At 67.0% G+C, this 17,545-nt stretch carries 19 protein-coding genes; 5 read left to right on the forward strand and 14 right to left on the reverse strand.

The genetic code is table 11. The features are described from left to right. Positions 1 to 61: 61 nt before the first annotated feature. The 5 genes from C995_RS0104225 to C995_RS0104245 form a co-directional block, all read right to left on the reverse strand. Positions 62 to 544: a hypothetical protein gene (locus C995_RS0104225; protein ID WP_018863748.1), complete on the reverse strand. Its 483-nt coding sequence runs from the start codon at positions 542 to 544 to the stop codon at positions 62 to 64. Between the two features lie 243 nt (positions 545 to 787). After that, a complete protein-coding gene (locus C995_RS0104230) occupies positions 788 to 1,246 on the reverse strand; it encodes a GNAT family N-acetyltransferase (RefSeq protein WP_018863749.1) in 459 nt (152 codons plus the stop codon). 204 nt (positions 1,247 to 1,450) lie between these two features. Beyond that, positions 1,451 to 2,674: a cyclopropane-fatty-acyl-phospholipid synthase family protein gene (locus C995_RS0104235; RefSeq protein ID WP_018863750.1), complete on the reverse strand. Its 1,224-nt coding sequence runs from the start codon at positions 2,672 to 2,674 to the stop codon at positions 1,451 to 1,453. After that, positions 2,674 to 3,444: a DUF1365 domain-containing protein gene (locus tag C995_RS0104240; RefSeq protein WP_018863751.1), complete on the reverse strand. Its 771-nt coding sequence runs from the start codon at positions 3,442 to 3,444 to the stop codon at positions 2,674 to 2,676. Before C995_RS0104240 ends, C995_RS0104235 begins: the two co-directional genes overlap by 1 nt. 9 nt (positions 3,445 to 3,453) lie before the next feature. Beyond that, positions 3,454 to 4,839, reverse strand: a complete 1,386-nt coding sequence (locus C995_RS0104245; protein WP_018863752.1) for an NAD(P)/FAD-dependent oxidoreductase — start codon at positions 4,837 to 4,839, stop codon at positions 3,454 to 3,456. Between the two features lie 247 nt (positions 4,840 to 5,086). On the opposite strand from C995_RS0104245, the gene C995_RS0104250 reads away from it, so the two are divergent. The 5 genes from C995_RS0104250 (at position 5,087) to C995_RS0104270 (ending at position 8,229) form a co-directional block, all read left to right on the forward strand. After that, a complete protein-coding gene (locus C995_RS0104250; protein WP_196800085.1) occupies positions 5,087 to 5,545 on the forward strand; it encodes a glutathione peroxidase in 459 nt (152 codons plus the stop codon). Then, entirely contained in the window at positions 5,542 to 6,357 is an 816-nt protein-coding gene (locus C995_RS0104255) for a DUF3429 domain-containing protein (protein ID WP_018863754.1), read from the forward strand. The genes C995_RS0104250 and C995_RS0104255 overlap by 4 nt, the downstream gene beginning before the upstream one ends. Positions 6,358 to 6,386: 29 nt before the next feature. After that, entirely contained in the window at positions 6,387 to 7,040 is a 654-nt protein-coding gene (folE, locus tag C995_RS0104260) for a GTP cyclohydrolase I FolE (RefSeq protein WP_018863755.1), read from the forward strand. Positions 7,041 to 7,283: 243 nt separating this feature from the next. Further along, positions 7,284 to 7,886 carry a class I SAM-dependent methyltransferase gene (locus C995_RS0104265; protein ID WP_018863756.1) on the forward strand — a complete coding sequence of 201 codons (603 nt, stop codon included), beginning with the start codon at positions 7,284 to 7,286 and terminating at the stop codon, positions 7,884 to 7,886. Positions 7,887 to 8,016: 130 nt separating this feature from the next. Continuing rightward, positions 8,017 to 8,229 carry a YjfB family protein gene (locus C995_RS0104270; protein WP_018863757.1) on the forward strand — a complete coding sequence of 71 codons (213 nt, stop codon included), beginning with the start codon at positions 8,017 to 8,019 and terminating at the stop codon, positions 8,227 to 8,229. A 77-nt stretch (positions 8,230 to 8,306) separates the two neighbouring features. Here the strand turns inward: C995_RS0104270 and C995_RS0104275 are convergent, their stop codons facing one another. The 9 genes from C995_RS0104275 to metG form a co-directional block, all read right to left on the reverse strand. Next, entirely contained in the window at positions 8,307 to 8,999 is a 693-nt protein-coding gene (locus C995_RS0104275; protein WP_018863758.1) for an electron transport complex subunit E, read from the reverse strand. 26 nt (positions 9,000 to 9,025) lie between these two features. After that, positions 9,026 to 9,694 (reverse strand): electron transport complex subunit RsxG, encoded by a 669-nt coding sequence (gene rsxG / locus C995_RS0104280; RefSeq protein ID WP_018863759.1) that lies wholly within the window; start codon positions 9,692 to 9,694, stop codon positions 9,026 to 9,028. Next, positions 9,687 to 10,748: an electron transport complex subunit RsxD gene (gene rsxD, locus C995_RS0104285; protein ID WP_018863760.1), complete on the reverse strand. Its 1,062-nt coding sequence runs from the start codon at positions 10,746 to 10,748 to the stop codon at positions 9,687 to 9,689. The genes rsxG and rsxD overlap by 8 nt, the downstream gene beginning before the upstream one ends. After that, a complete protein-coding gene (gene rsxC, locus C995_RS0104290; protein ID WP_018863761.1) occupies positions 10,748 to 12,373 on the reverse strand; it encodes an electron transport complex subunit RsxC in 1,626 nt (541 codons plus the stop codon). Before rsxC ends, rsxD begins: the two co-directional genes overlap by 1 nt. Positions 12,374 to 12,405: 32 nt before the next feature. Then, positions 12,406 to 12,990: an electron transport complex subunit RsxB gene (gene rsxB / locus C995_RS0104295; RefSeq protein WP_018863762.1), complete on the reverse strand. Its 585-nt coding sequence runs from the start codon at positions 12,988 to 12,990 to the stop codon at positions 12,406 to 12,408. After that, a complete protein-coding gene (gene rsxA / locus C995_RS0104300; RefSeq protein ID WP_018862782.1) occupies positions 12,987 to 13,565 on the reverse strand; it encodes an electron transport complex subunit RsxA in 579 nt (192 codons plus the stop codon). The genes rsxB and rsxA overlap by 4 nt, the downstream gene beginning before the upstream one ends. Positions 13,566 to 13,845: 280 nt before the next feature. Continuing rightward, the gene (locus C995_RS0104305) at positions 13,846 to 14,541 is read right to left on the reverse strand and encodes a hypothetical protein (protein ID WP_018863763.1); all 696 of its coding nucleotides are present in this window, start codon (positions 14,539 to 14,541) and stop codon (positions 13,846 to 13,848) included. Continuing rightward, on the reverse strand, positions 14,538 to 15,158 hold the full coding sequence (mtnB, locus tag C995_RS0104310) for a methylthioribulose 1-phosphate dehydratase (protein ID WP_018863764.1): 621 nt from the start codon (positions 15,156 to 15,158) through the stop codon (positions 14,538 to 14,540). Before mtnB ends, C995_RS0104305 begins: the two co-directional genes overlap by 4 nt. 69 nt (positions 15,159 to 15,227) lie before the next feature. Beyond that, positions 15,228 to 17,264: a methionine--tRNA ligase gene (gene metG / locus C995_RS0104315; RefSeq protein WP_018863765.1), complete on the reverse strand. Its 2,037-nt coding sequence runs from the start codon at positions 17,262 to 17,264 to the stop codon at positions 15,228 to 15,230. Between the last annotated feature and the right edge of the window lie 281 nt (positions 17,265 to 17,545).

Raw genomic sequence — 17,545 nt, forward strand, 5'->3', positions numbered from 1 at the left:
GGCGGGTGCCGAGGCTCCGGCCAGCAGCAGGCTCCCCGCCAGAATGCGCAGGGTGTGGCGTCTAGACCATGAGCCGGCGCAGTACGATCGCTTCATCGCTTAGACTCCAGTTCGCCTCGAAATCCAGGGCGGCTCGTTGGGTGCCCGCGCGATCATCGACGTTCCCGCGAAGGATCCGTTGCCCGCCGGCCTGAGTCAGCTGCATCCAGCCGCTGTGATCCGCGATCGCGGTCAGCGTGAGGGGGCTCTCCTCGGCGGCATCCAGCCGTCGCACGGTCACGGCGGTGGGCAGGCGCTTGATGCTCTCCACCAGTCCCGGGATGCGCTCGCGCAGCGCCAGATCGTCATCGACCAGGATGCGGATATCGGTGTGGCGGTGGCGCTGGGCGATGTTGGCCAGGTGCGAGCCCAGCTCCAACGCGCGGAACTCCGCCAGCAGCTCCACGCGCGCATGGAGCCAGAAGCGCCGCCGGGTCTGGTCGAGCAGTTCCCCCAGCAGGGCAGCCGCATCTTCTATTACGGGATCGGTGGTCGGTTCGGCCATGCAGTCGCCTCCGGGCAGGGTCTCTACTCAGCATAGGCAACTAGTGCCCTTCACGCATCTAGCCCGGGGTGCATGTCGAGAAACGAGCGACCATCGCGGCACGATTGGAGACACGATGCGGTGTTTCCCCTGGCCATTGCATGCCGAGGGGGCGCTTGTTCATTCAAGGGCTCGCGTTGGGGTGCAGGGCAAGGCGGCTTGCCTGACGGACGCACTGACCAGGCGGGCTTGAAAGCCCGCCTGTTAACCGGCCCGGGCCTGGGCCAGGGGCTGGCGGATGCGGCGGAGCATGCGACGGTGGGGGATGCCGGCGTCCTCGAAGGTGTCGGAGATGATGAAGAAATCGTGCTGGGCGTAGAAGCCCAGGCGGGTGTTCTGGGCGTTCAGCCAGACCTCGCGCCAGCCGTGTCGTATGGCCGCCTCGACGGCGTAGTCGAGCAGGCGCGAGCCGATCCCGTGGCCGCGCCAGGGCTCGCGTACGGCCATGCGCCCGATCTGGCCGGAGGGCAGCATGCGGAGGGTGCCGATCGGTTCGCCACCGGGGCCGATGGCCAGCCAGTGCAATGCGGTTGCATCCAGTCCGTCGAACTCCAGGGCCTTTGGGACACCTTGTTCCTCGATAAAGACCTCGCGACGTACTGCGGAGATCGCTTCGGCGTCTGCGGGCCAGCTGGCCTCCCGGAACTGAATGCGATGTTGCATGGTGACCTCCCCAACCATTCGGGATTGTTGTTGAGCAAGCGCCGGTTTGCGCGAAGCCGGAAATTCGGATTCTAGTTCACGACTCTGGAACCGTCCTGTGAATTGCGTCCCAAGAAACTAGTGATTGAGTACCAAATTTCGCTCATCGGTGGGGAAAGATCGAACGATGATTGGACGATTAGCCGTTCAAGTGGGGCGCGATGTTCAGTGGCCGTGATGCCGCAGAACGACCTGCATGAGGTCGACCCGCTGCTGCTCGAAGCCCACCTCGCAGTAGGCAAGGTAGTAGCGCCACATGCGCAGGAACTCGGGGGTGTATCCCAGTGCCTCGATGACCGGTTCTGCCTGGCGCACTTGGCGATCCCAGCGGCGCAGGGTCTCGGCATAGTCCAGGCCGAAGAACCGCTGATCGCCGATCGCGAGGCCCGCTCTGCGCGCCGCCTCGTTGAAGCGGGGGACCGAGGGCAGCATGCCGCCCGGGAAGACATAGAGCTGGATGAAATCGGCATTGTTGCGGTAATACTCGAACGCGCCCTCGTCGATGGTGATGACCTGCAATGCGGCGCGCCCGCCGGGGCGCAGGCAGGTGCGAACGGTCTCGAAGAAGCTCGGCCACCATTGCTGGCCGACTGCCTCGAACATCTCGATCGAGACGACGTGATCGAACTGGCCGCGCAGATCCCGGTAGTCCTGCAGGCGCAGCTCGACACGGTCGGCGACGCCGGCGCGTTCGATCCGCTCGCGTGCATAGTCGAGCTGTTCCTGCGACAGGGTAATGGCCGTGACGCGATGGCCCCGTCGCGCGGCCAGTTCGGCAAAGCCGCCCCAGCCGCATCCGATCTCGAGGATGTGCGCGCCCGGGGCGGCATCGAGTTGCTCCAGTAGCCGCTCGTACTTGCGCTGCTGGGCGCTCTCGAGTGCCTCGTCGCCCTGGCTGAACAGGCCCGCGGAGTAGGTCATGCCCGGATCCAGCCAGAGCCGGTAGAAGTCGTTGCCGAGATCGTAGTGGAAGCGGATGTTGGCGCGACTGCCGCGGCGACTGTTGCGGTGCCACCAGTGGCGCAGGGCGTCGAACTGGCGCTGGATCACGGGGCGGGCCGCGAGATCGGCCAGTGCGGCCTCGTTGTCGGTGGCCAGGTGCAGCAGGCCCTTCAGGTCCGGCGTGCCCCAGTCGCCGGCGATGTAGCCCTCGGCAAAGCCGAGATCCCCGTGGCGCAGGATGCGCAGCAGCGCTCGCCAGGGCCGCTTGAGGTGCCAGATGGCTTCGCGGTCGGGGCGCGGGCCCCGCACGACCTCCCGTTCCCCGCGAGGGCCGACCAGCGTCAGTTGTCCCTGTTCGAGACCGCGCAGGGTCCGGGCGATCAGCTGCAGGGCCCAGTGCCGGCGGGTGGCGAACTCGGTGGTCGCGCTTCCTTGTTCGGCGGACATCAGTGTATCTCCTGTTGCGGCGGCGCGGGGCGCGAGTGATAGCGCCCGCCACGCAGCCAGATCTTGAGCGCCTGCCAGTGGATCAGCGGCAGGATCTTGAGGGTCATCCAGGGCTGGTGAAGCAGCGCGGCCAGCAGCGTTCGGTCGCTGAAGTTGCGAAGGCGGCCGTGCTGGGTCGCGACCAGGAACGGCGAACCCGCCCGGGTCTCGCGGATTGCCAGCCGCACCCTGGCGCCGCGTTCGAGCCGCGCGGGCGAGATGGCGAAGGCGTAACGCGCATCCATGTCGATGAACGGGGACACGTGAAAGGCCTTGTCCTTCTCCTGGCGTACCGGCGTGGTCATGGCGCGACCGTCTTCGTGCAGCAGGTAGTGGTGGTGCTCGCCGAAGGTGTTGCGGACTTCCAGCAGTACGCCGCGCAACCCGCCATCCGCGTGATAGGCGAACCAGACGCTGAGCGGATTGAACGCGTGTCCGAATACGCGCGGCATCGCGAGCAGGTGGATCGCGCCGCCCGCGAGCTCGATGCCGTGCTCGGCGAGAGAGGACTCGATCCAGGGCCGCCAGGGGCGTCCATCGCGGGGACCATGGTCGCGGGTATGCAGGCTGAACAGGTTGAAACGGTCCAGCGAGAAAAGCCGGCAGCGCGCCGCGGTGGCGTCCAGCCGATCGATGTCGTACAGCGCGGCGATGACCGGATAGCGAAAGCGGTACGCCGGCGGCGCGATGCGCTGATGCATGACCGATGTGTAGACCAGGGCCGCATCCATGCCGGTGCCTCAGATATCCTCGGGTCGTGCGGCGGGTGCCGCGGCCGGCGTTGCCCCGCCCCCGTTGATCGGCTTCGGGCCTTCGGGCATCGCAGCAGGTTTGGCGGTGGCCGGTGCCGCAGGCGCGGAATGCCATGGAGGTGCGATGCCCATCGCCTCGCCGATGGTGACGGCGGAGCGCAGGCCGTCCTCGTGGAAACCGTCGCCCATCCAGGCCCCGGCGAAATAGAGCCCGTCCTGTCCCTGGCGATCCATCAGACGCTGGCGAGCGGTCTCGGCGGGGGCATCCATCACCGGGTGTTCCCACAGGTGCTCGCCGAGCACCGTGGTGGGGTGGGGCTCGCGCCAGGGGTTCAGACTGATCACGTAGTCGCGGCGGCGTTGCAGTTCATGCAGGCGGTTCATCCAGTAGGAAACCGAGACCCGTTCGCCGGGCTGTGTGGTGCGCCCGCTCAGGTAGTTCCAGGAGGACCAGACTCGGCGCGAGCGGGGCATCAGGGCCGGGTCGGTATGGACGACCGCGCGGTTCTCCTGGAAGCGGCAGTCTGCCAGCAGGCGGTCGAGCGAGGGCATGGCCCGCCCCAGGAGGCGGCGGGCGTCGTTGGCATGACAGGCAAAGACGACCTGATCGAATCCCTCGGAGCGTTCCGCGGTCAGCACGCGCCACTGTCCGTCTTCGGGAATCACGGCGCGGACGGCCTCGTGGACCACGCTGCGTGGCTCGAGCTGCGCCGCCAGGCGTTGCACGTATTCGCGGCTGCCCCCGCGCACGGTGCGCCACTGCGGGCGGTTGCGCAGGTCCAGCAGCCCGTGGTTGCGAAAGAAACGCAGGAAGCTTGCGGCCGGGAATTCGCGGATGGATTCCGGCGGCGCGGACCAGATCGCGGCGGCCATCGGCAGCAGGTAGTCCTCGATGAAGCCCCGGCCGAAACGGTGCCGCGACAGGAAACGATTCAGGGTGCCCGCCGGGACCTCGCCGCGCTCGAACAGCCGGTGGCCCAGGCGGTTGAAGCGGAGGATGTCGGCTCCCATGCGCAGAAAACGGGGGCTGAGAAGGTTGCGCCGCTGGGCGAACAGGGTGTTCAGGTCGCTGCCGGCGTACTCCACACCATGGGGCTGGCGGGAACAGGAGAACGACATGTCAGTGGGCTGGGTTGGCACGTCCAGGTCGCTGAACAGCCGGGTCAGCAGCGGATAGTTGCGCTCGTTGTACACCACGAAACCGGTGTCGATCCGGGCAGGGCCCTCGGGATCGGATACCTCGATGGTGTGCGCGTGGCCTCCCAGTTCCGGGGCCGCCTCGAACAGGCATACCGGGTGGCGCGACTGCAGGATCCAGCTGCTGGCCAGCCCGGCGATGCCGCCGCCGATTACGGCGATGCGAGAGGTACTCATGGCGGCGACTCCGGTTCGTTCAAGGGGGGTGATGTACACCTTATACAGTACCTGTACAATGCCTGTAAATGGTGGCGGTCCTGATTAGTGCGTACGGTGGGGCTCAAGGGCCCCGGACGTGGAGGGTGTGACGATGCGTTCAGGTAGTCGGTTGCTGGGAGTGGTGTTGCTGGTCTGGGCTGGTGTGTGGTCCCACGTGGCGGCGGGCGAGGCTGGGGCGTCATGCCCCGCCAGTCTGGACTTCGAGCTGCGCCCATTGGCGGCCTCGGAGCCGGTGCGCCTTTGCGATCGCCATGCCGGGCAGGTGCTGCTGGTGGTCAATACGGCCAGCCAGTGTGGCTTTACGCCTCAGTACGAGGGTCTGGAGGCGCTGGATGCAGAGCTGCGGGATCGGGGGTTCCACGTGGTCGGTTTCCCCTCCGGTGACTTTGCCGGGCAGGAGTACGAGGACGAGGCGGATATCGCCGAGTTCTGCCGGTCCAATTACGGGATCCAGTTCCCGATGTACGAGAAGGTGCACGCCTCGCGGCGTCACGCGGTGCCCGGCACGCTTTATCACTACCTGGGGACGGCCGCCGGCGAGTTTCCGTCCTGGAATTTTCACAAGTACCTGATCGGGCGTGACGGCGAGGTGCTGGCCTCGTTCGGCACGCGAGTGACACCCGAGGACCGGCGCCTGCGCGCCGCGATTGAGGCCGCGCTATGAACGACACCGCACAGGGCATGAGCAGCTGGCCCAGGGAGCTACGCGAGGCACTGGAGGAGCACGAGGTCGTGGCGATCACCTCCGGGTTGTCCGACGTGCGCGAGGCCGAGGCCCTGCTGGATGCGATGCTGCCCGGTCAATGGGTGCGTCTGGAGTGGGGGATGGGATCCGCGCACAACCGCGAGCAGTTCCACGTCCTGCAGCAGGCGACAGGGGCCGATGTGCTGCCGTTTTTCGTGGCGCGGGACGGGCCGGTCGGAGGGCTCCCCGAGTTGCGCGAGTATCTGGGCGCGCGGGCGGTCACGGCCGGCGCCAGCCGGGGGCGGCATGGCGTGGCCGAAGCGGTACCGTCATCGCAGCAGGCCGCGGAAGGTTCGGCGCCGGTGCTCCAGGTGCTTGGATACGGTGGTCTGATCCCCTTTGTGGCGCTGGGCTTCGGCGCCTGGATGGCCCAGCCGGAATGGCAGGTTTTCGCGCTGGAGGCCCTGGCGTTTTATGGTGCGGTGATCCTGTCGTTCCTGGGGGCCATCCACTGGGGGCTTTATCTGGCGGATCGCGGCCACCGGGTGGGGCCCCTGTCGGCACCCGTGTGGGCGGTGGTACCGGCGATCCTTGCCTGGCTGGCGTTGCTGCAGCCCCTGCCCGAGGCGCTGATGACCCTGGCCGCCCTGTTTCTGGGCGTGCTCTGGGTGGATCGCCTGAGCCTGCGCGGCAGGTGTCTGCCGCGCGGCTATATGGGTCTGCGCATGGCGCTGACAGCGGGGGCCATCGTGTCGCTGGCCTCCGGACTGGCCGTTATTATGGCGGGCTGACACGCCTGCGCCCCCAAGGAACGCCGAAGATGGCACACAACAAGGACCTATCCATGCAAGCAGATCCCCGAACCGTGGATGAGCCCGAGGCCAGCAGTGCCGACGGGCGTCCGCTGCCGGCCCCCGAAGCGCTGGCCCGTCATTACCGCGAGATCCTCGCCGGCCTGAACGAAGACCCGAACCGGGAGGGCCTGCTGGATACGCCGATGCGGGCGGCCAAGGCGATGCAGTACTTGACCCGCGGGTATCACCAGGACCTCGACACCATCGTCAATGGGGCGTTGTTCAGTTCCGACAATGACGAGATGGTGCTGCTGCGCGACATCGAGCTGTATTCGCTGTGCGAGCATCATCTGCTGCCGATCATCGGCAAGGTGCATGTCGCCTATCTGCCCAATGGCAAGGTGATCGGGTTGTCCAAGATTGCGCGGATTGTCGATATGTACGCCGCGCGTCTGCAGATCCAGGAAAACCTGACGCGACAGATTGCCGAGGCCCTGATGCAGGTCACCAATGCCAAGGGTGTGGGTGTAGTGGTGGATGCCAAGCACATGTGCATGACCATGCGCGGGGTGGAAAAGCAGCACTCGTCGATGGCGACCTCGGTGATGCTGGGTGCCTTCCGCGAGGATGCGCGCACCCGCCGCGAGTTCCTGAATCTGATCCACAGCTCCCGCGACTGAACCCCGCCGGCTGCATTTGCCCGGAACACGGGCAAAAAAATGGCCCGGTGGGAGTCCGGGCCGAACGTTCAGACAACCGTGTGATGGAGTCTTCTAGTCTGAACGGCGGACCTGCGGCTTCCGTTGCCAGGAACCGCTCTATCCGCTCTTGCCTCCATGGACAGGGGTGTGATGCACAGGTTCCGTTCGGATCCGGGTATCACGTCAACGCGTTCACATTTTGCGCCGCGTACAATGATTCTTATGCGCGGAGTGGAACAGATTCCCTGGCTTTATGACGCCCTGATGGGGCTGGCGGACGCGCTTGGGTTCCGGGGCTGGCGCCGGCGTCTCGTCGCGGGGGTGCGTGGAGGCGTGCTCGAGATCGGTTGCGGCACAGGGCGCAATGTCCCTCTTTATCCGGACGCGGCGCAGGTCGTTGCGCTTGATCCGGATCTGGCGGCCCTGCGTCGGGCGCGCAAGCGCGTCCCCGAAGCCTTGTTTGTGGTCGCGCGGGCCGAGGCATTGCCCTTTGCCGATGCGCAGTTCGACACGGTCGTCTCGGGGCTGGTGTTCTGTTCGGTTCAGGATCCGGACCGGGGACTGGGGGAGATCCGCCGTGTGTTGCACGCCGAGGGTCAGTTGCGCATGCTCGAGCACGTGCGGCACCGGCGCCCGAGCCTGGCCTGGGTGCAGGATCAGGTGCAGCCGGCCTGGACCTGCGTGACCGGCGGCTGCCACCCGAACCGCGACACCGAGGCGGCGGTGGAGCGCGCCGGGTTCGTGATCGAGGCAGAGGACCGCGAGGCGCGCGGGGTCATGCGGCGGTTCGCGGCCCATCCCCGCTTGCCGCGGGACGCTGGCTGAGGCAGTCAAAAAAATTTTCAGCGGACCCTAAAGTCTGCGCGCGTCTGGTCGTCACTTCAGGGGAGTCAGGCCCGAAATCGCATCGCGAATGCCCGGCGGGCCGGCTCCACATTCGAATCAGGAGTGAACGATGGATGCCAGTGCGATTGCCAGCCAGGCCACGCAGATGAGCCAGCAGAATATTGCCGCGCAAAAGGACGTCGCGGTGCAGAAGAAGGCCATGGAATCGGAAGAGATGGCGGCACAGGGCCTGTTGCAGGCCATGCCGAACATCAGCGAGATGCAGGCGACCTCCCAGGGCCTGCCCGACCACGTGGGCAATCACGTCGATACGAAGGCCTGATCGCCCATACGGTCGCCGCCCCGCCGGATTTCCCCGGCGGGGCGTTTTTCGTTATGGGTTCTGCGTGATGCGCGGGATCAGGCGGTTTCGGAGGCCTCGGCGCGGGATTCGTCCGTAGTGGGTTCCGGCTCGGTCGCCGTGTGCTGGTCGATCCAGTTCTTGGCGGCGATCAGCAGGCCCATGGCCATGAACGCGCCCGGCGGGAGCAGGGCGAGCAGGAAGCCGTGCTCGGATGGGTAGATCTGGATGGTCAGGTTATGGCCCCACTCGCCGAACAGCAGGTGGGCGTTGTCCATCAGCGTACCCTGGCCGAGGATCTCGCGCAGCGCGCCTAGCGCGATCAGTACACCGGTAAAGCCCAGGCCCATCATCAGCCCGTCCAGCGCGGCGCGCGGGACCGAGTTGCGCGAGGCGAAGGCCTCCGCGCGGCCGATGATCGCGCAGTTGGTCACGATCAGCGGGATGAAGATACCGAGGATCAGGAACAGGCCGTGGAACCAGGCATTCATCGCCAGTTCGATTGCGGTCACGATGGAGGCGATGATCAGCACGTAGACCGGGATGCGGATCTCCGGGCGGGCGTGGCGGCGGATGGTCGAGACCAGCACATTCGACAGCAGCAGCGTCAGGGTGGTCGCGATGCCCAGCCCGATGGCATTGACCATGGTCCCGGAGATTGCCAGCAGCGGGCACAGGCCGAGCAGCTGGACCAGGCCCGGGTTGTTGTTCCACAGGCCGTCGCGAATGATATCGGTCAGGGTCGGGTTCATCGGTCGTCCTGTTCCGTGTACATGGATCAGTCTTTCCCTATGGGTTCGACCATCGCGCCTGCGTCTTCCTTCGGCGCGCTCGCGAGCAGGTCGTCGCGGTAGTCGTCGAAGTATTCCAGTGTGCGGCGTACGGCGCGAACCACCGCACGCGGGGTAATGGTGGCCCCGGTGAACTGGTCGAACACGCCGCCATCGCGGCGCACGGCCCAGTTGTCGGGCTCGGGGTCGTTGAGCGAGCGGCCCTCGAAGCCGTGGATCCAGTCGGAGCGTTCGGCCTCGATGGCGTCACCCAGCCCCGGTGTCTCGCGGTGGCTGGAGACGCGCACGCCCAGCAGTTCGCCGTCGCGGTCCACCCCGATCAGCAGATGGATGTCACCGCTGTAGCCGTCGCGTGCCACGGCCGAGAACACGATACCCATGACGTTGTCGTCCGCGTCGCGGGCGAACCAGGCGGGCAGCTCCTTCCCGCCCAGCCGGTCGCTGCTGAGCGCCGCCGTATCGTGCACCGGGTCGTTCGCATAATCGAGGTCCCCTGTGAGATCCGCGATGCGGCTGCGGTTGACCTCCATGCGGTTGTCCGCGATGCGTGCCTCCGTGCCCTCCTGTACCAGCGCGACCAGCCCCGCGCCGGCCGCCGCGAAGCCGGCCAGCAGGACGGTGGCGATCAGGATATCGCGCGGCTTCAGGTCAAGCATGGCCGTCCCCTGGCGGCGGCCCGCCGCGAGTGCGCCCGAAGACGCGCGGTCGCGTCAGGTGGTCGAGCGTCGGGGCGACCATGTTCATCAGCAGTACGGCGAAGGCCACCGCATCCGGATAGCCGCCCCAGGTGCGGATCACGAAGATCAGCACGCCGATCCCGGCCCCGTAGAGGATGCGCCCGAGCGGGGTGGTGGAAGCGGAGACCGGATCGGTGGCGATGAAGAACGCGCCGATGATGACCGCCCCGGAGAACACGTGGAAGGCCGGCGAGGCGAACGAGTCGGGGTCCAGCAGCCAGAAGAAGCCGGCCGGGATGGCCACGCCCAGGATTACGGCCACCGGGATGTGCCAGTGGATGATGCGGCGGAACAGCAGATACAGCCCGCCCAGCAGGAAGAAGTTGCCGACCCATTCCCAGCCGGTCTCGGTGAAGGTGCCAAACAGCGGGCTGGCCGTGATCTCGCCCACCGTGCGCCCGGAGACCAGTCCCTCGCGCATGGCGTCCAGTGGTGTCGCGCGTGTGACGGCGTCCCACTCCTGGGCGCCGGGGAGGCTGCCGGTCAGCACGGTCTGCAGGCTCTGCCAGAGGGTGAGCGGGGATTCCGGCAGCGTGGTGGCGGCCGGCCAGAGCGCCATCTCGCGCGGGAACGAGACCAGCACCACGACATAGCCGACCATCGCCGGGTTGAACGGGTTGTAGCCCAGCCCGCCGTAGAGGTGCTTGGCGACGATGATCGCGAACGCAATGCCGATCAGCGTGACCCAGAAAGGCGCCAGCGGCGGGATCGCCAGTGCGAACAGCCAGCCGGTCACGATCGCGGAGTTGTCCGCCAGCGTGGCCATGACCGGCCGCTTGCGCGCGGCGACCATCGCCGCCTCGAAGGCCACCGCGAACAGCACGCCCAGCAGCACGTTGACCAGCACGCCCCAGCCGAAGAACCAGGTCATGGCCAGGGTGCCGGGCACCAGCGCCATCAGCACCTGCCGCATGACGCCGCCCACGGAGTGCGCCGGGATCACATGGGGGGAGGATTGCGTACGAAAGCGCATCAGCGGTCGTCCCCGTCCCGGGTGTTGTCTTTCGTGGAGGTTTCCTCGCCGCTCGTCTCCGGGCCGGACGCCTGATCGCTGTCCTGCGCGGGCTCTTCCGCGCGGGCCGCCTTTTTCTTCTGTGCGCGTTCCAGCGCCGCCTGGATCGCGGCCTGCTTGTCGCCGTCGCTTTCCTTGTTCTTCAGCGCGGCCTTCTTCTTCGCCAGGCGTTCGGCCTTCTCGCGCTCCTCGCGCTCGATGCGCTCCTGGCGGAATTCGTAGCGCTCGCGCGCGATGTCCGACTTCTGGCGTTCCTTCTCCCGCGCCCAGATCTCGTTCTTGGCATAGCGGTAGTACTGCACCAGCGGGATGTTGCTGGGGCAGACATAGGCGCAGCAGCCGCATTCGATGCAGTCGAACAGCCCGTAGTCCTGGATTGCGTCGAAGTCCTTGGCCTTCGCCTGCCAGTAGAGTTGCTGCGGGAGCAGCTGCGCCGGGCAGACGGCCGCGCACTCGGCGCAGCGGATGCAGGGCATGACCGGGCCGGGCGAGGGCGTATCCTGGGGGCGCGTGGCGAGCAGGCAGTTGGTGGCCTTGATCACCGGGATGGAGTCGTCATGGACCGCGAAGCCCATCATCGGACCGCCCATGACCAGCCGGTCCACGCCTTCGGCATAGCCGCCGGCCGCCTCGATCACGTCGGCGAACGGGGTGCCCAGCAGCGCCTCCACGTTGCGCGGGTGTTTTACCCCGGGGCCGGTGACAGTGACGATGCGCGACAGTAGCGGGCGGCCCTGGATCACCGTGTCGCAGATTGCCTTGAAGGTGCCCGGGTTGTGGCAGACCATGCCGAGGTCCGCGGGCAGCCCGCCGCTCGGGACCTCCTGGCCGGTCAGCACCTTGATCAGCTGGCGTTCGCCACCCGTGGGGTAGATCGAAGGGACCGACACCAGCTCGATCAGGTCGCGCAGCTCGGTCGGCAGGGTCTCGGTCAGTGCCCGCATGGCCTCGGGCATGTTGTCCTCGACCGCGAACAGCACCCGCTCCACACCCAGCAGGCGGGCGGTGATCCGGATGCCTTCGAATACCGCCTCGGGCGCGGTACGCAGCAGCATGTCGTCGGCACTGATATAGGGCTCGCATTCCGCCCCGTTGACCACCAGCGTATGGATGCGCTGGCCGGCGCGCGGGTTCAGCTTGACCGCCGTGGGGAAGGCCGCGCCGCCCAGCCCGACGATCCCGCCGGCGCGCAGGCGCTGGCGCAGTGCGCGCAGGTCGCGGGTGTCCCAGTCCAGCCAGGGCTCCATGCGGGCATCGCCCCATTCGTCGCGCCCGTCGGGTTCGATGACCACGCAGGGGGCATTGAGGCCCGAGGGGTGGGGTACGGGGTAGAGGTCGATGTCGACCACCTTGCCGGAGGTGGGCGCGTGCACATGCGCGGCGATGTAGCCCTTGGACTGGCCGATGCGCTGGCCCTTGGTTACGTGATCGCCGACCTGGACACAGGCCTCGGTCGCCTCGCCGATATGCTGGCCGAGCGGTACCGTCAGCTTCGCGGGCACGCCCATCACCAGCACCGGCTCGGCGGTACTGGCCTCGGTCTCATCGGCCAGTTTCAGGCCTCCATGGAAGCGGTGCAGCTGCATCGGCGTATTCTAACGTTTCGCGGAAAAGCGGCTTAATGGCCGCTGCGCGAGACGTCCGCAATCGCGTGTATGGGCCGCTCGATGGGCGAGGGTTCCGGTTCCTCCCAGCGCCACTCGGTGATGTCGGTCTGGATCGGCACCATGCTGATGCAGTCGACCGGGCAGGGCTCGATGCACAGTTCGCAGCCGGTGCACTCCTCCTCGATTACGGTATGCATCTGCTTGGCCGCGCCGAGAATCGCATCCACCGGGCAGGCCTGGATGCACAGGGTGCAGCCGATGCAGATGTTCTCGTCGATGACGGCGACGGCCTTTTCCTGTTCCTCTTCTTCCAGGGGTGTCGGCTCGCGATCGAGCAAGTCGGCCAGGGCCTGCACCGTGGCCTGCCCACCGGGCGGGCAGCGGTTGATGTCCGCCTCGCCGGCGGCGATCGCCTCGGCATAGGGGCGGCAGCCGGGATAGGAGCACTGGCCGCACTGGGTTTGCGGGAGCAGGGCATCGATCTGGTCCACTACCGGGTCTTGTTCGACGCGAAAGCGCTGTGCGGCAAAGCCGAGGATCAGCCCGAACGCGGCGGCCAGACCGCCGATCGCGAGGATGGCGTAGACGACACTCACAGCCGCACCAGCCCGGAGAAGCCCATGAACGCCAGCGACATCAGGCCCGCCGTGACCATGGCCACCGCACTGCCACGGAACACCACGGGCACATCGGCCACCGCGATACGTTCGCGAATGGCGGAGAACAGGATCAGCACAATAGAGAAGCCGACCGCGGCGCCGAAGCCGTAGAGCGCGGATTCGACGAAGTTGTGCGCCTCCTGGACGTTGAGCAGGGCCACGCCCAGCACCGCGCAGTTGGTGGTGATCAGCGGCAGGAAGATGCCCAGCACGTTGTAGAGCAGGGGGCTGGTCTTGCGCACCACCAGCTCGGTGAACTGCACCACGGCGGCGATCACCAGGATGAACGCGATGGTGCGCAGGTACTCGAGCCCCAGCGGGGTCAGAAGGTATTCGTTGATCACGTAGGAACTGACCGCGGACAACGTCAGCACGAAGGTCGTGGCCAGGCCCATGCCGGTGGCCGTCTCGACCTTGCGCGAGACCCCCATGAACGGGCACAGGCCCAGAAACTTCACCAGTACGAAGTTGTTCACGAGGATCGTACTGATGAGGATCAGGACGTATTCCACGTTAATTCCGAGTCGTCAGGTCAACAAAATAGTATCAGGGACCGCTTATCCCGACTCAACCCTTGCGGGGTGCGGGTTTTGGGTGGGAGCAGGCCTGTCCGGGCCACTTCAGTGGTCGGGGCTTGGTGGAGTCATTCGCGGGCAAGCCCGCTCCCACATGGCCCGCTCCCACATGGCCCGCTCCCACAAGGCCCGCTCCCACAAGGCCCGCTCCCACAAGGCCCGCTCCCGGAAGGGCCCCAGTCAGGCCGATGCCCGACCGGCCCTCAAAGGAAAGAGTCTAGCCGCCTGCCGGGAGGAACGCGTCCAGGCTGTATCGTGGGTGATTGTCTGCGGCAGCCGGGTCATCGAATGGGCGGGCGGTCTGCAACCAGGCCTGGTGCGCGGCGTCCAGCTCCTCGCCGCGCACCGACAGCAGCATGATCGCCTCCGGCGCGATGCCGATCTCGTCCGCCAGGCGGCGGTAGCTGCCGGCATCGCGCCGCCCGCCGATGCGGGTATCGAACAGCCCGGTCAGGCGCTGTTCCACCTCCGGGTGTGGGCCGTGGCGCAGCCAGTCGCGCTGGACCGGGGCCGGGCTCGCGCCAAAGCTGTACAGGGCCACGCCGGCATCGTCCAGCGCGATCAGCGCCTGGGCCGTGTCATCCGACAGTTCCGGCCGCAGCATCGAGGCCTCCAGCGCATCCGCCCAGATCAGGCCCTGGAGTTGGCGCAGGGGCGTGATGTCCTGTCCGCCGCGGATCCAGGCGCGGATCTGCGCGAGCAGACCGTCGACGTCCAGCTCGCGGCCCGAATAGGCGAGGATGTCCGCGAGCACGCGCTGCACCGCGGTGCTCTCCGCGTGGCGCTCGAGAAAGCCCGGCAGGGCCTCCAGCGAATAGGGCTCAAGCGTGTCGCGCAGCACGCCGGGCGGTGCCAGGACCCCCTCGAACGCGAGGATCAGGGCCTGGGGCGCGGGATTCGGTGACGTGTTCATCGGCTCATCTGGTGTGCGAGCGTCTCGCACTGGAACATGAATTCGAAGGCCTCGACGCGGTGCAGCGCCAGCTCCACGCTTGCGCCCCAGGTATAGAGGCCGTGGCCGCCGATCAGGAAGCCGGCGAGATTGGGCTCGCGGGACATCGCGGCGTCGACGCGTGCGGCCAGCTGTTGCACGTCGGGTTCGTTCGCGAACACGGGAAGGTCCAGGCCCCGGGCGGGATTGTCCACGCCGGGCAGTTCCCGCAGGACCTCGTAGTCGCGCAGGGCGAGAGCGCCGGGGAACTGGCGCGACAGGACGGTCGCATGTACCGAGTGCGTATGCAGCACGGCGCCCAGCTGTGCGTCGTGACGGTACATGATGATGTGCAGAAAGGTCTCCGGGGCCGGCTCTTCGCTGCCGGCGACCACGTGGCCGTCGAGGTCGACCACCAGGAAGTCATGGCGATCGAGAAAGCTCTTCTCGCGATTGGGTGCGGTGACCGCGATATGCCGGTCATCCAGGCGCGCGGAGAAGTGTCCGGTGCGCGCGGGCAACCAGCCGCGCGCCGAGAGATCACGGCCTGCTTCGGCCAGCAGGCGTACCTGTGCCAGGAATTCGGGGCTTTGGTCCATGCGTCCGGGTATCGGCAAAAGAGCGGCAGCTTACGCGAGCCGTGGGTGCAAATCCATGACGCGGGCGGCCTATTTGACCCGCATTCCGGGTCGAGCGCCGTCGTCCGGGTTCAGGATGTACAGTTCCGAGCCGCCGGGGCCGGCCGCCAGGACCATGCCCTCGGATACGCCAAAGCGCATCTTGCGCGGCGCGAGGTTGGCCACCATCACGGTGTGGCGGCCGACCAGATCCTCCGGCGCGTAGGCGGACTTGATGCCGGCAAAGACCTGACGCGTCTCCGAGCCGATATCGAGGGTCAGCTTCAGCAGCTTGTCCGCGCCTTCCACGTGCTCGGCACTGGCGATGCGCGCGATGCGCAGGTCCACCTTCGCGAAGGTGTCGAAGTCGATGGTCTCGGCGATGGGGTCCACGTCGGGTTCCGCTTCGGCGATGGGGGCGGACTCGGGTTCGGGCGTGGCCAGGGTGGCCTTCGAGGCCTCCAGCAGCTTGTCGACGGTCTCGCCCTCGATGCGCGTCATCAGCGGCCTGAACTTCTCGATCGAGCGCCCGACCAGCGGTGCGCGCGTATCCCAGGCCAGGCTGTCCAGCCGCAGGAAGGCCGCGGCGTCGGCCGCCAGTCGCGGCAATACCGGGGCGAGATAGACGATCAGGATGCGGAACAGGTCCAGCCCCTGGGTGGAGATCGCCTGCACTTCGGCCTCGCGGCCTTCCTGCTTCGCCAGCACCCAGGGCTGGGCCTCGTCGATGTACTGGTTGGCCTGATCGGCCAGCGCCATGATGCGGCGGATGGCCTGGGCGTATTCGCGGTTCTCGAACGCGGCCGCGATGGCCTCGCCCTCGGCGACGAAGGCCTCGTGCAGGTCCGGACGCGGCAGCTCGGCCGCCAGCTCGCCGTTCGAGCGCTTGGTAATGAAGCCGGCGCAGCGGCTGGCGATGTTGACCAGCTTGCCGACCAGATCGGAGTTCACGCGCTGGACGAAGTCGTCCAGGTTGAGGTCGAGGTCGTCGACCCCGGCACCCAGCTTGGCCGCGAGGTAGTAGCGCAGCGACTCCGGGTTCAGGTGGTCCAGGTAGTCGCGCGCGCGGATGAAGGTCCCGCGCGACTTGGACATCTTCTGCCCGTTGACGGTCAGGAAGCCGTGGCAGAACACCGCGCTGGGCGTGCGAAAGCCCGCGCCGTGCAGCATGGCCGGCCAGAACAGCGTATGGAAATACGCGATGTCCTTGCCGATGAAGTGATACAGCTCGGCGTCGGAGTCCGCGCCCCACCAGGCGTCGAAGTCCAGGCCCTGCTGTTCCGCGTAGGCGCGAAAGCTCGCCATGTAGCCGATCGGCGCGTCCAGCCAGACGTAGAAGTACTTGCCCGGGGCGTCGGGGATCTCGAAGCCGAAGTAGGGGGCGTCGCGCGAGATGTCCCAGTCGGTCAGGCCCGCGTCGAACCACTCGTCCAGCTTGTTGCGGATCGCGTCCTGCAGGCGGCCGGAGCCGGTCCACTCGCGCAGGAAGGCCTCGAAGTCGCCGAGCCTGAAGAAGTAGTGCTCGGACTCGCGCGATTCCGGGCGGGCGCCGCTGATCGCGGAGACCGGGTCTTTCAGGTCCAGCGGGCTGTAGGTCGCGCCGCAGGCCTCGCAGGAATCGCCGTACTGCTCCTCGGCGCCACATCTCGGGCAGCTGCCCTTGATGAAGCGGTCAGGCAGGAACATCCCGGCCTCGGGGTCGTAGGCCTGGTCGATGGTGCGCGTCTCGATATGCCCGGCGTCGCGCAGTGCGGTGTAGATGCGGGCAGCGAGTTCGCGGTTCTCGTCCGAGTGTGTCGAGTGGTAGTGGTCGAAGCCGACCAGGAACTCACTGAAGTCGGCCTCGTGCTCCTGGCGCACCCGTGCGATCAGCTCCTCGGGCTCGATGCCCTCGGCGCGGGCCTTCAGCATGATCGGGGTGCCGTGCGCGTCATCCGCGCAGACGTAGATCACCTCGTGGCCGCGCGCACGCTGGAAGCGCACCCAGATATCGGTCTGGATGTACTCGACCAGGTGCCCCAGATGGATCGGCCCGTTGGCATAGGGCAGGGCGCTGGTGACCAGGATCTTGCGCGGCGTGTCAGTCATCGTCGGGCTCGTGCCTCGGTAGCGGCGGGCGGCGGAATGCAGGGGCGTTATTGTCGGGGCTGCCAGCCGGGTTGTCGAGGCGCGTCGCGCTTGCCGCGGCCTTTTCCACAGAAGCTGTGGATAACTCTGTGGGCAACACGGTGGAATTCATCGCCAGGCCTTGTCACGCAAGGACCCCGTACAGATTGGTCAAAAAACGTTCAATTTATTTTTTTCAATTATAAACAGCAAGATGCGGGTTCTTTGTAGAGCAGTTTCGGCGCTGTTGTCGCTATCTGGGG

The sequence above is a fragment of the Thioalkalivibrio sp. ARh3 genome (assembly GCF_000377265.1).
Lineage (GTDB): Bacteria > Pseudomonadota > Gammaproteobacteria > Ectothiorhodospirales > Ectothiorhodospiraceae > Thioalkalivibrio > Thioalkalivibrio thiocyanoxidans.

Excerpts from the sequence above, each read along its gene's own strand:
- C995_RS0104275 (WP_018863758.1), bottom strand. The coding sequence starts at position 8,999 with ATGAACCCGACCCTGACCGATATCATTCGCGACGGCCTGTGGAACAAC.
- C995_RS0104230 (WP_018863749.1), bottom strand. The coding sequence starts at position 1,246 with ATGCAACATCGCATTCAGTTCCGGGAGGCCAGCTGGCCCGCAGACGCC.
- folE (WP_018863755.1), top strand. The coding sequence starts at position 6,387 with ATGGCACACAACAAGGACCTATCCATGCAAGCAGATCCCCGAACCGTG.
- C995_RS0104240 (WP_018863751.1), bottom strand. The coding sequence starts at position 3,444 with ATGGATGCGGCCCTGGTCTACACATCGGTCATGCATCAGCGCATCGCG.
- metG (WP_018863765.1), bottom strand. The coding sequence starts at position 17,264 with ATGACTGACACGCCGCGCAAGATCCTGGTCACCAGCGCCCTGCCCTAT.
- C995_RS0104245 (WP_018863752.1), bottom strand. The coding sequence starts at position 4,839 with ATGAGTACCTCTCGCATCGCCGTAATCGGCGGCGGCATCGCCGGGCTG.
- rsxD (WP_018863760.1), bottom strand. The coding sequence starts at position 10,748 with ATGCGCTTTCGTACGCAATCCTCCCCCCATGTGATCCCGGCGCACTCC.
- C995_RS0104270 (WP_018863757.1), top strand. The coding sequence starts at position 8,017 with ATGGATGCCAGTGCGATTGCCAGCCAGGCCACGCAGATGAGCCAGCAG.
- C995_RS0104235 (WP_018863750.1), bottom strand. The coding sequence starts at position 2,674 with ATGTCCGCCGAACAAGGAAGCGCGACCACCGAGTTCGCCACCCGCCGG.
- C995_RS0104305 (WP_018863763.1), bottom strand. The coding sequence starts at position 14,541 with ATGAACACGTCACCGAATCCCGCGCCCCAGGCCCTGATCCTCGCGTTC.
- C995_RS0104255 (WP_018863754.1), top strand. The coding sequence starts at position 5,542 with ATGAACGACACCGCACAGGGCATGAGCAGCTGGCCCAGGGAGCTACGC.
- C995_RS0104225 (WP_018863748.1), bottom strand. The coding sequence starts at position 544 with ATGGCCGAACCGACCACCGATCCCGTAATAGAAGATGCGGCTGCCCTG.
- rsxG (WP_018863759.1), bottom strand. The coding sequence starts at position 9,694 with ATGCTTGACCTGAAGCCGCGCGATATCCTGATCGCCACCGTCCTGCTG.
- C995_RS0104265 (WP_018863756.1), top strand. The coding sequence starts at position 7,284 with ATGCGCGGAGTGGAACAGATTCCCTGGCTTTATGACGCCCTGATGGGG.
- rsxC (WP_018863761.1), bottom strand. The coding sequence starts at position 12,373 with ATGCAGCTGCACCGCTTCCATGGAGGCCTGAAACTGGCCGATGAGACC.
- mtnB (WP_018863764.1), bottom strand. The coding sequence starts at position 15,158 with ATGGACCAAAGCCCCGAATTCCTGGCACAGGTACGCCTGCTGGCCGAA.